Annotated in this window: 9 protein-coding genes; 3 read left to right on the forward strand and 6 right to left on the reverse strand. The window is 42.0% G+C overall.

From position 1 onward, the window contains the following. Positions 1 to 393 precede the first annotated feature (393 nt). From CKQ84_RS04050 to CKQ84_RS04060, 3 genes are read left to right on the forward strand one after another with little or no spacing between them, the layout of a single operon-like run. Positions 394 to 1,308: a nuclease-related domain-containing protein gene (locus tag CKQ84_RS04050; protein ID WP_173913148.1), complete on the forward strand. Its 915-nt coding sequence runs from the start codon at positions 394 to 396 to the stop codon at positions 1,306 to 1,308. 51 nt (positions 1,309 to 1,359) lie between these two features. After that, complete coding sequence (locus CKQ84_RS04055; RefSeq protein WP_105250198.1) at positions 1,360 to 2,385, forward strand: hypothetical protein; 1,026 nt, start codon at positions 1,360 to 1,362, stop codon at positions 2,383 to 2,385. A 7-nt stretch (positions 2,386 to 2,392) separates the two neighbouring features. Next, complete coding sequence (locus CKQ84_RS04060; RefSeq protein ID WP_105250199.1) at positions 2,393 to 3,028, forward strand: hypothetical protein; 636 nt, start codon at positions 2,393 to 2,395, stop codon at positions 3,026 to 3,028. 369 nt (positions 3,029 to 3,397) lie between these two features. Here the strand turns inward: CKQ84_RS04060 and CKQ84_RS04065 are convergent, their stop codons facing one another. From CKQ84_RS04065 to CKQ84_RS04095, 6 genes are all read right to left on the reverse strand, one after another. Next, positions 3,398 to 5,578: a P-loop NTPase fold protein gene (locus CKQ84_RS04065; protein WP_105250200.1), complete on the reverse strand. Its 2,181-nt coding sequence runs from the start codon at positions 5,576 to 5,578 to the stop codon at positions 3,398 to 3,400. Positions 5,579 to 5,604: 26 nt separating this feature from the next. Next, entirely contained in the window at positions 5,605 to 5,952 is a 348-nt protein-coding gene (locus CKQ84_RS04070) for a hypothetical protein (protein ID WP_105250201.1), read from the reverse strand. 218 nt (positions 5,953 to 6,170) lie between these two features. After that, on the reverse strand, positions 6,171 to 9,059 hold the full coding sequence (gene gcvP, locus CKQ84_RS04075; protein WP_105250202.1) for an aminomethyl-transferring glycine dehydrogenase: 2,889 nt from the start codon (positions 9,057 to 9,059) through the stop codon (positions 6,171 to 6,173). Between the two features lie 122 nt (positions 9,060 to 9,181). Beyond that, the gene (gcvH, locus tag CKQ84_RS04080) at positions 9,182 to 9,571 is read right to left on the reverse strand and encodes a glycine cleavage system protein GcvH (protein ID WP_011845766.1); all 390 of its coding nucleotides are present in this window, start codon (positions 9,569 to 9,571) and stop codon (positions 9,182 to 9,184) included. Between the two features lie 26 nt (positions 9,572 to 9,597). Further along, positions 9,598 to 10,692 (reverse strand): glycine cleavage system aminomethyltransferase GcvT, encoded by a 1,095-nt coding sequence (gene gcvT, locus CKQ84_RS04085; RefSeq protein WP_105250203.1) that lies wholly within the window; start codon positions 10,690 to 10,692, stop codon positions 9,598 to 9,600. A gap of 518 nt (positions 10,693 to 11,210) precedes the next feature. Further along, complete coding sequence (locus CKQ84_RS04095; RefSeq protein WP_105250204.1) at positions 11,211 to 12,434, reverse strand: FAD-dependent monooxygenase; 1,224 nt, start codon at positions 12,432 to 12,434, stop codon at positions 11,211 to 11,213. Between the last annotated feature and the right edge of the window lie 16 nt (positions 12,435 to 12,450).

The raw sequence follows: 12,450 nt of genomic DNA on the forward strand, positions 1-12,450 counted from the left end.
GAAGTGCTTAATCTTGTTTAACACTTGTGTAGATCTGCAAGTTTAGTAAGGAAAAATATCAGAATCTAAAAACGCGACGCGACAAATGATGCCTATCAGATCTTTTCCCCAGAGTAACTTGTATACAAGTTGTTATTTAAAATACGTTTTTGTGATAAAACGCATTGATTAAACCGTATTGAGCGGGTTAAAGTGTGAGCACTCAGGAAAATGCAGGGCAAACTCGAACTCAATCATCGAGCACGCCATTTAGGGAAGAAGAAGCAAATCAGCAATGTGCGCCCAAACTCTAAGCAGACAAGTCTGCCACCACTTTCCAAAATAATAAGTACATTTTATTAGCGGGTTATGTCATCGGGTTAACTATTGACTCGCATTACTTCAGGGACGTAAATGACCGATTTCAGCAGCATTCTTTTATCCTACGGGATACTTCTGTCTGGCCTTCTTGTCACAGTGGGTGTGATGTATGTGTTGCTCAAACATCGCGATGCAACCGTCAAGCTGCCCGTTGATCGTGAGCAACTGACCCGTATCCCCGCCTATGGCTTACAAGAGCAAATCCATGATCTGCAATTAGATTTAATCGGCTGCATGATGATGGGACTATTGATTGTTTGCCTTCCATTTGCCGCCAGCAGCATCCAAGCGCATATCACAGTCGGAAAATTCCCTTGGTTGTTCGCCTTAACAGGTTTAATAGGAGTAATTTACTTCGGCATTAAAACCTGGAAACTCTTTTCCAAGCTCATCAAATTACGCCTCGGCCATACAGCAGAAATTGCCACAGCCAATGAGCTCATAGGCTTACAAGCATTGGGTTATCAAGTGTTTCACGATGTCCAAGCCGACGGCTTTAATATCGACCATCTTGTCGTAGGCAAAAATGGCGTATTTGCCATTGAAACCAAAGGCCGCCATAAACGGAACAAAGACCTACTCCAAACCAATGGAACTGGCCCAGGCTCTGGTAAAAAAGGCTATCAAGTATTTTACAAAGACGGGCGCTTAAACTTCCCCTCGTGGACAGAAACCAAGCCAATCGAACAAGCCGAACGTCAGGCCAAGTGGGTCAGTCAATGGTTAACCAAAGCCACAGGGACACCAGTCACCTCAACCCCAGTCCTCGTATTCCCTGGCTGGTATGTTACCTGTCAATCAAAACCACCGTTCCCGATCCTCAACCACAAACAATTAGTCGGAACGATCCCAACCCTGCGAACCCAAGATCTTACCCAGCAACAAGTCGACACCATCATCTACCAAGTCGCCCAAAGATGCCTAAGTAAAATCGAGGTGGGGAAGTAATAGAAACAAGAAAATATCATAGTATAAATTAATTAAAATTAGAGATGAGAAATGAAGAAAAGTTATAACTTAGAGTTTTGGAATTTAGTTTGCCATTTTGGGAATCATAAACTTTTAGATAAATACATTGATTTTGTACACCCTGCTTTTACTAAGGGACATACAAGAACTCGCGCAGAAACAAACTATAAGTTTTATGGTGTAACAATTATCAATCTTGAATTTGAAGGTGAAATGATACCGTTTATTTTTGGTAGACATGTCAAAGATACTATATTTGAGCGAGAACAAGTAATGGAAGGCGACGAACTAGTTGAAAAACCATTGTTCGTTCCAAACGCTCCATCATCAATATTTATACTTTCACTTAGAGATCATCGACTATTTCACATAAAAGAACAAACTGACTCACCTTCAGCGGAGAGTTTTAAAGTTACTCTAGAGCATTTTATAAAAATAGAAAGAAATAACTTAATAGACAGCATATATAAAGCAGAGCAAGAGATTAGAAAAGAACGCGATGGTAACTATAAAGTGACAAAAAAGAAAAATTTACAAATAAGTTATCCTGAGCCAGATATAACCCTTGTCCCACTGTCATCCGACGCGAGCATTACAGAGTTCATTAAAGGGATGAAGCTTATTAAAAAATTTACATTAAAGTTAATTACCCCTAATGATGAGGCGGACATGAATCCCTTCTTTAAGCAATGGAGGAATATTAAAGGACAACTAAATCAATCTAACTCAAAGATTGAATTCACTCCATCCGGTACAAAGAAAACCCTTCCACACGAGGATGTAGCAAATTTATCAAGAGAGGCAGTGAAAGATGGTAACATTGTTCTAAACCTAAACGGAACAGATATGAAAGATGATAAATTAAATGGTACTGAGGAGGATTTCAAACTTACAAAAAATATTGATGAAATTACTGATTCACCAACTATGCTTGTGAAGTCTGTCTATGAATCATTTATGAACCTTGTAAAAGACGGAATAATTACAGAACCCAGAATTACAGACTTAAATGAAATTAAAAGGAAATTAAAATACATTATGGATACGTTTAAATGAGAATATTATGAAGTTCAAAAAGACAAAAGAGCTAGAACATACTAACTTTATAGAAGAAATAACCTCACTAAACAGTTTCGTTAAACTTTACAGAAAAACTAGAGAGATAAAAACTAGTAAGTTATTAATAAAAGCGTTTTTTATAGTTTTAGTATTGATAACAACCGTCAACTTTGACAGTAACACCGAGGCAAATGCGGTTGCAAGCAAAATTGTTGAATATTCTGAAAACTTGATAAACTGGGGAATATCAATACTTGGATTTATTCTTGCAGGATATTCAATTTATGCAACATTAACCGATAAAAAATTAAACATTGCTTTAGCAATGATAAGACATCCAAGTTATGAGATGTCTTATCTTATGTATATACATTTGGTTTTCATAAAAGTAATTATTGAAATCACAATAATTTGTGTAATAATATTTTTTACAAAGATTACTCTCGACTCAACCTCAATCCAAATATTCATAAAAAATTATGACTCCACGACCTATTTAGTTTACCTACTAATATTTATGCTTTCAATTATCCAATCGTTATTAAATTTAATATTAATGAGCTGTCTAGTTTTTATCTATAATGTATACCACAGTATTATGACTTCTATAAGATGGTTCGCTGAAAATCCAGATGAATAATTGTTAAAAAAAGATTTAAAATGAGTGGCACACTTTACATGACTAAGCACGAGATAGTTTTTTTGATTTTATAGTTTGAGTATGATAGGTGGACTTATTGCTTGAGAACATTTTTTGTAAGCAGATTGCAAATAGTAAATAAATGACCACCCATAATAAACCAACAATATAATACTCTTTTGGCTCACCTACATCTCTAGTAGCTAACATTGTTTGAACTAGTGCCATGAAACATGGCAAATACGACATATAAAGCAAAAGATTGAGCTAATTTATTAAAAATGGCGTATTTCAGAAGAAGTAAATCATCCCATAGTGTTTGAGAGGCGCGATGAACAATGGTGACATAATTTACTATTCCGACCCCATTTAATACTTGTGATAATTTTCTAGTTTACTTACTACGGAATCAATCCAATGAGGTTTAGTAGCCGAACGAGAAATATAATAAAGATCAGATCTATTATCTTTAGTCAATAATCTCAAAACTCCTATATCTAAAACTTTATGTATTACATAATAACTTGACTGATTAGCATTAAATTCAACGTTTTTGAATAATATTTCATAATAAAAACATTCCTTAGTTTCATTATCACTAAGATTGCAAACCCAAGAGCAGAGTTTTTTATAATGAATTTCATCATCAGGACTAGAAGTAACTTTCGGTATGTCGTCATCACGAGGCTCAACTTCAAGAGATGCAAGTTTAAAAATTGAAAACAGTTCCGATATACAATCATTTTTATTATCAAGCAACTTCAAAAACTGAATTTCATTTATTTCTTTAAAAAAGATATCTTTAAAAAAATCACTCGAAAATTTACGACTCAAACGTATAAAATAATAAATAGATTGTTCTAAAGCCCAAGAAATATGTTTTCTCGAACGCTCATTCTCTCTGTCAATAAAAATAGAATATATATACATCAAAGCCTGACACTGTTTATAAGCCTCTCCATGCTCTGGTTCACTATCTCGACTACTTAATAAGTATTTTACTTGCGTTGATTTCATTTGAACAGCATCGAAAATTCGGTTCCAAAAATTATATCCAAAAAAACTTTCCCTACAAGACCAAAAGACTCTAATATATTTTATAAATTCTTCACTACCAACCATTCGATCAATAAAATTTGCAATTTTCATTTCCTTGTAAAGATCAAAATTCTTCATATCCAAAAATAACTTTTGGTCGCTATAATCTAAAATTTGAGCACTTCCAGATTTTAAATAAACTTCCCAGTAATTTTTAAACGAATACTTACATGAAAAAGACTGACACCGCATATAACTAGCATTATTACTGCCAGACGACCATAAAGGAAAAATATACTTTATTAGTTTTTTACCTGATTCGCTATTTTTAATTCCTGTAAGTTTACTCCACAGATCATCAAGCAATTTCCCAGTTTCACTCCCCCCATCCTGTAATTGTTTAATATTTACAGCAATGAAATCATACGCTATAGGATCAGTTATTTTTAAAGTTGTCACTATTAACAAATCATCGAAATTCACTTCACCTCGTAACCATTGCCATTTACTTTCAACTTCTCTTTTTATCGCAGAAAAATCTCTAGCCGTTTCAATTACATCATCTAGAACGTTTATAATGTTATGCGTATTTACAGTAACTAAACCAGTTGAAGGTATAAATTGACCATTCCGTAGAAGCCAATTTGACCCGCCTCCGCTTTCAAGCTCATAAAATAATTCAACATTTTCAGCACAAGCATGCTGAGCCTTAACGAAAGATGTGAGTTGAGTTTTTATATCAATAGGAAGTAAGTCTTCTCGATAATCAGTAACACGAGAAATTATATCAGAAGATTCAGAACTATAACCCAAAGTAAAAATAAAACTAATTTGATGTTCATCCCTAAAATTGTTTAACAAGGGAGCAATTGAATTTATCGCCCTGCGAGGATCTTCATTTCTGTCCATATCCTCAATAAAAACGCACACTTTAAAATTGTTATTTTTCAACAATCTATTGAGTTTAGTTAACTGCTCTGTTGGAGAATAGTTATTATCAATAAGATCAAATATAAATTTTGTCGCATTTACATTCCTTAGAGCAGTCATATAGTTACTTGGAATAGACTGAACTGATGATGTTTCAACGACCTTACTAATGGCATTAATAATACTTCCTAATAATACCCCTTGTACTCCACCAGTATGGTCAGCTCTGCCCCATGCATCAAAATGAACAAACAACCATTTTTGCTTTAACTCTGCTAGTTCTTGCTCCATGTTGATTTGATGTTCAAGCATATTTAGCACACTAGACTTACCAGAACCAAATGGACCAACTAAAGCAATTCGCCTAAAAATAGCACTAGGTTCAGGAACTCCTATTAAATACCCTTTTAAGCGCATTATCACTTGCTCACGTTGATACTTATCTTCAGAGAGTGTACTTATAGGTTTTTCTAGTAGACATTCTCCAGAGTGACACTTTTTCCTTTTTATTAATTTTGGGTAATTATATATATAAATAATTTTCTTTGCATAAAAAATGAAATACTCAGGACAAGCAATCAACTTACCTAAATATAAAAATGAAAATATTAAAGCTGTATTAAAAAAAAATTTAAAGAATTCAAATATGCATTCATTAGAATAAAAAACAACATCGAAAACAAAACACTTGTTCGTAATACAGATACACCTTTTTGCTGTTTCTTTTCTAGTGTTTCATTATCAAACTCAACATAATAAGCACCTAATTTTGTAAATATTTTTGTTGATAAAAAACCACCAAAAACTATTAAACTGCACTGAAAGAAATAAGGAACATTACTGTACAGTTCAACCCATAACCCATAAGCATTATTAAGTGCTTTGATATTCGCTAATATAATAAAAAATAACACCGATAAAATTGAATACACTAGAATATTTAATATTTTTCCCATATTTATCACTTAGATAAGTAAGTTCACTATTGAAAAAAGCGACCTTTCGGTCGCTTTTTCATGCTAAAAATTCACTGAAGCCGAAGAATAATAATGGCGTTACTGCCGACGATAAGGCAAGGAAGCCGATGCTTTTCGCCACGGAGTTGACTGGTGTCAATGAGTAGCGAAAAGTGTTGGCTGACGCCGAATTATCTAGGCCAAGTAGCCATTATTAATTATTCGTAGTCTGATAATGGTGCACACGAACACATTAAGTTCCGGTCGCCATAGACATCATCAATACGATTCACGGTTGGCCAGAACTTGTTAGTGCGTACTGCTGCACTTGGGAACACGGCCACTTCGCGGCTGTATGGACGCGTATCGAACTCTGGGTCCATGATATCGGCCATAGTGTGCGGTGCGTTGTGCAGCGGGTTGTTGTCCGCAGGCCATTCACCCGATTCCACTTTGGCGATTTCAGCGCGGATTGACACCATAGCGTCGATGAAACGATCGAGTTCCACCTTAGACTCAGATTCCGTCGGCTCAATCATCAGGGTTCCCGCAACAGGGAAGCTCATGGTTGGTGCATGGAAACCGTAGTCATTCAAACGCTTAGCGATATCCATTTCGGTCACGCCTGAGGCTTCTTTCAGTGGGCGTAGGTCGATAATACATTCGTGCGCGACGCGATCGTTACGGCCACGGAACAATACTGGGTAGTGTTCAGACAGCTTCTTCATCACATAGTTAGCGTTTAACAGCGCAGTTTGGGTCGACTTTTTCAGGCCCTTTGAACCAAGCAGCTTGATGTACATCCAGCTGATCGGCAGAATGCCAGCGCTACCGTAAGGTGCGGCTGATACGGCGCCGTTGTTGTCGCTAACGCGGCCCGGTTTAACCACAACGTGACCCGCAACAAATGGGGCTAAGTGTGATTTGACGCCGATTGGGCCCATACCTGGACCACCACCGCCGTGTGGAATCGCGAAGGTTTTATGCAAGTTAAGGTGTGATACGTCGGCACCAATAAAGCCAGGAGACGTTAAGCCGACCTGAGCGTTCATGTTAGCGCCGTCTAAGTACACTTGACCGCCGTGCTGATGCACTATGTTGCAAATTTCGCGGATAGATTCTTCATACACACCGTGGGTCGATGGGTAAGTGATCATGATGCAAGACAGGTTTTCAGCCACTTCGGCAGCTTTCGTCTTCAGATCTTCTAAATCGACGTTACCTTGCTTGTCACAGGCCGTAACTACCACTTGCATACCGGCTAATTGCGCCGATGCCGGGTTAGTACCGTGGGCAGATTGCGGGATCAAACAGATGTTTCTGTGCGCATCGCCGCGTGACTCATGGTATTTCTTGATGGCTAACAAGCCAGCGTATTCACCTTGAGCGCCAGAGTTAGGTTGGATACACACAGCGTCGTAGCCTGTGATGTTCACTAACCAAGTCGACAACTCTTCAATCAACTGAGTAAAGCCTTTGGCTTGAACCAGTGGGCTGAATGGGTGCATGTTGGCAAATTCTGGCCAGCTCACAGGGAGCATTTCAACCGCTGCGTTTAACTTCATGGTGCATGAGCCCAGTGAAATCATCGAGTAGTTAAGTGCTAAGTCTTTGCTTTCGAGACGTTTGATATAACGCATCATCTCGGTTTCGCTTTGATAGCGATTGAAGGTTGGGTGGCTTAAAATCGCATCTTGGCGCACGAGTGCCGCCGGAATCGATTGGCTACCTTGGCTAACGATTTGCGCGTCTAACGCGGCAACATCTAAACCATGGCCGGCACCTAAGATCACATCGAACAGGGCTTCGATATCTGTGCGTAATGTGGTTTCGTCTAAGCTCACGCCCACAATACCATCGGCATCGAAACGTAGATTCATTTCAGCAGCCAGTGCGCGTGCATTGACGGCAGCAACATCTAAGCCTTTGATGCTAACAGTATCAAACCAAGTGCTGTTGACTAAGTTCACGCCCTTCGCTTTTAAACCTGCCGCTAAAATGTCGGCGAAACGGTGAATACGTGATGCGATAGTTTTCAGGCCATCTGGGCCGTGGAATACGGCGTAGAAAGACGCCATATTCGCTAACAGAATTTGTGCAGTACAAATGTTTGAGTTGGCTTTTTCGCGGCGGATATGTTGCTCACGAGTTTGCATTGCCATACGCAGTGCGCGGTTACCACGGGCGTCTTTTGACACACCAATGATGCGGCCAGGCATAGAACGTTTGTGCTCGTCACGGGCAACGAAGAAGGCCGCGTGTGGACCACCAAAGCCCATTGGCACGCCAAAACGCTGTGCACTACCAAATACCACATCGGCACCCATAGCGCCCGGTGATTTCAGTAATACCAAAGACATAATGTCGGCGGCGACAGTCACAACCACATTCTTCGCACGCAGAGTTGCGAATAATTCAGTGAAGTCAGTGATTTGACCAAAACGGTTAGTATATTGGAACAAAGCACCAAACAGCTCATGGTTAACGGCCTCAGATGCAGGGCCAACCACCACTTCAAAACCAAAACACTCAGCGCGGGTTTTCACTACGTCTAAGGTTTGCGGGAACACATCATCGGCAACGAAGAAGATATTGGCTTTTTTCGCTTTAGAAACGCGCTTTGCCAGCGCCATTGCTTCGGCAGCAGCAGTTGCTTCATCTAATAAAGAAGCAGAAGCCAAATCTAAACCCGTTAAGTCCATCGACACTTGTTGGAAGTTTAGAATGGCTTCTAAACGGCCTTGGGCGATTTCTGGCTGATATGGCGTATAAGCCGTGTACCAACCTGGGTTTTCAAATACGTTACGCAGGATCACGTTTGGCACTTGAGTGCCGTAGTAACCCATACCTATGTAGCTCTTAAATACTTGGTTTTGTTTCGCTAAACCACGAATGTAAGCAATGCCTTCGGCTTCGCCGCAGGAATCACCAATGCTCAGATCTTGGCTTAAACGGATCGACTCAGGCACAATTTGCGCGGTCAGATCGTCCAGAGACTCAGCACCAACATAGTTCAGCATGGCTTGCTGTTGGCTGCTATCTGGGCCGATATGACGACGTAGGAATAAATCGTGCTGTTCTAACTGAGTGAGGGTTTGCTTGGTCATGATAAACCTTGTTCCAGATTTGCCGAAATTCAGAACTGTAGGGTACTGATTAACGGACTGTTGTTATGTCAATCTTGCGCTAAAACAAACGAAGCCCCTTAGGGCTTCGTTAGCGTCGACGATTATTCTTCGTCGATGACAGCTTGGTAGCCTTCAGCATCCAGCAGAGCGTCGACTTCTGATTCGTCAGAAGGCATTACGCGGAAGAACCAGCCTTCGCCGTAAGCACTGCTGTTAACGAGTTCTGGCGAATCTTCCAGCGCTTCGTTCACGGCAATCACTTCACCAGAAATGGGGGCATAAATGTCAGACGCCGCTTTTACTGATTCAGCTACAGCACAGTCTTCACCCGCAGTCACAGTGTCGCCAACTTCTGGGAGTTCAACGAAAACCATGTCACCTAACAGCTCTTGGGCGTGCTCAGTGATACCTACTGTGTAGCTACCGTCTTCTTCCTTGCGGATCCATTCGTGTGAAGAGGCGTATTTCAGTTCTGTCGGAATATTGCTCATTGTTCTTGTTCCTTGTTCCGTTTTTTTTAAAATGCTTGTTTACCGTTGCGCACAAAGTTTGGCGCCACTACTCTAACAGCCACACGTTTTTTACGCATTTCGACTTCCGCAGTATCCCCAATCGAACTAGGAACACGTGCCATCGCAATAGAATAGCCCAATGTTGGCGAGAAAGTCCCGCTGGTGATCACGCCTTGTTGCTCTGCACCGGCTGAGTCGGTGAAAAATACTGGCATATCATGGCGTAACACGCCCTTTTCTTCCATCACTAGACCAACAAGTTTGCTGGTTCCGGCATCGCGAAGTGTTTCGAGGGCTTTACGGCCGATGAAGTCGCGGTCGTTTGGTTCCCATGCAATAGTCCAGCCCATGTTGGCGGCCAATGGGTTGATGGTTTCGTCCATGTCTAAGCCGTAAAGGTTCATACCGGCTTCGAGACGCAGCGTGTCACGGGCACCGAGACCACAAGGTTTAACCCCTTGATCTAACAATGCTTGCCACAAGGCTTGGGCTTCATCTTCTGGGACGATAATTTCGTAGCCCGCTTCGCCTGTGTAACCCGTAGTCGCAATAAACAGTGAGCCAGCTTGCTTACCGAAGAAAGGTTTCATGCCTTCGATGGCGGCGTTTTGCTCGGCACTGAACACGGCCGCGGCTTTCGCTTTTGCGTTAGGACCTTGAACGGCAATCATCGCCAGCTCAGGACGCTCAGTCACAGTGACATCAAAACCTTGGGATTGCTTGGCGATCCAAGCGAGATCTTTTTCGCGGGTCGCTGAGTTCACTACCACACGGTAGTTAGTGTCAGTGAGGTAATAAGTGATGAGGTCGTCGATGATACCGGCATTGTCATCTAACATGCCGCTGTATAAGGCTTTACCTGGCACTTTAAGTCTAGCCACATCGTTCGCCAGCAACTTACGTAGAAATGCACCAGCGTCGCTACCTATCACATCAACCACAGTCATGTGGGATACGTCGAACATACCCGCGTCTTGACGCACAGCGTTGTGTTCTTCGATTTGTGAACCATAGTTGAGGGGCATATCCCAACCGTGGAAGTCGACCATCTTAGCGTTTGATTCTAAGTGCTTGTTAAACAGAATAGTTTTGTTAGCCATTGTTATCCCTTTTTGCGGCCTTTTTCAGGTCTCTGCCTAGTGTAGGGTGTAGATACTAGGGTCTAAAATGCGGCGAAATTATACCTTGCGTCACAAATTTGTATACAGGAGATTTTTCTAATCCGAAGCCATTGTCATTAGATTTTCTCATCTTCAACATGTAATTTTTTTACATGCGAAGGCCAGATTTGCGCAGCTTGCACTCAATATATATACCCAAATAACCCGAAGATGCCGGATTCAGCGGGAATGTCACGCACTTTAGGCAAGGCGGCTATTTGCAGACCTAGTGGGCTAAGTTAAGAATAACCAACACAGCATAAAGTGCGTTAAAACCCGCCGGGACGGAGCGTCTAGGGCGCGCCACTTCTGTGTTGCATCAATTCAAAAGGTGCCCGACATTTTCTCATTTATGCGCCTTGAATTGGCGCACCCTAGGCGCTCTGAAACTCGTATCTTCTGGTTGTTTGGGTATACAGATATTTTCGGCAATTCTGATCACATTAGCGCAACCTAGGCTAACGGCACAACTTAGGCAGTGCCGACTTATTGCCCATGGCCTGTTGTATGAACACTGTTTTCAGCCCAGCGACATTATCAACGAGATTTAATCCCAGATCGCGAATCGCCTTTTTGACTGGGTTTGAACCTTCGAATAGGCGTTTAAAGCCCTCCATCGCTGCGATCATCTCCATTGCATCGGCTTTGCGCCAACGTTCAAGTGCACGCAGCTGCGCATAATCGCCGATATCTTTACCCGCTTGCTGTAATTCGCTGATCACTTCGATAATGCTGGCCGCATCTAAAAAGCCGAGATTCACCCCTTGGCCAGCCAGCGGATGAATAGTATGGGCAGCATCGCCTGCTAATACTAAACGGTGACGGGCAAAATGGCGGGCATAACGCATCCGTAATGGGAAGGCTTGGCGCTCGCTTTCCAGCTTGCAAATCCCTAAACGTCCGTCGAAAGCCGCGGTTAAGTTGCGCTCGAATTGCACTTTATCCATTGCCAATAATTCAGTGGCGCGCTCGGGCGGCACCGACCAAACGATGGAGCAGAGATTGTCTTCATACAGAGGTAAAAATGCTAGCGGGCCGTCCTGCAAAAACACTTGGCGGGCGGTGGCAAGGTGTGGCATTTCGGTACGAATAGTTGCGACGATTGCGTGGTGGCCATAATCCCAAAAGGTCAGCGGGATCTTGCATTGCTCGCGCACCCAAGAGTTGGCGCCATCAGCGGCTATCACAAGTGCAGCACTGACACTTTCTATTTCAGAATCGACGCCATTGGCAAGGGTCAACCAAGCTTCGCGCTCACCAAAAGCAATGCGCTCTAAGCGTTGGTTTTGAATATGGGTGATATTGTCAAACTCACTTGCGCGTTTGGCGAGGGCAAAGCTAATGGCATCGTTTTCGATAATCGCGCCGAGACTGGTTTCGCTGATGCTGTTGGCATCAAAGGCAATTTTACCGAAACCGTCTTTATCCCACACCGACATTTTTTGATAAGGCGTGGCGCGGGAAGTGTCTAAATAACTCCATGCCCCTAAGTTTTCTAACAAGCGCTGGCTCGCCTTATTGATGGCGCTCACCCGTAAACGCGGCTCGCCGCTCACGGCCTCGGTGTGGCCCGCATCGATAACGACGACATTCAGATCGGCCTGCGCCAATCCAATCGCGGTGGCGAGTCCCACCATGCCGCCACCCACAATGGCGATGTCATAGGCTTGTGAACTTAACATGGGTACATCCTTTTCG

Source organism: Shewanella sp. WE21, assembly GCF_002966515.1.
GTDB lineage: Bacteria > Pseudomonadota > Gammaproteobacteria > Enterobacterales > Shewanellaceae > Shewanella > Shewanella oncorhynchi.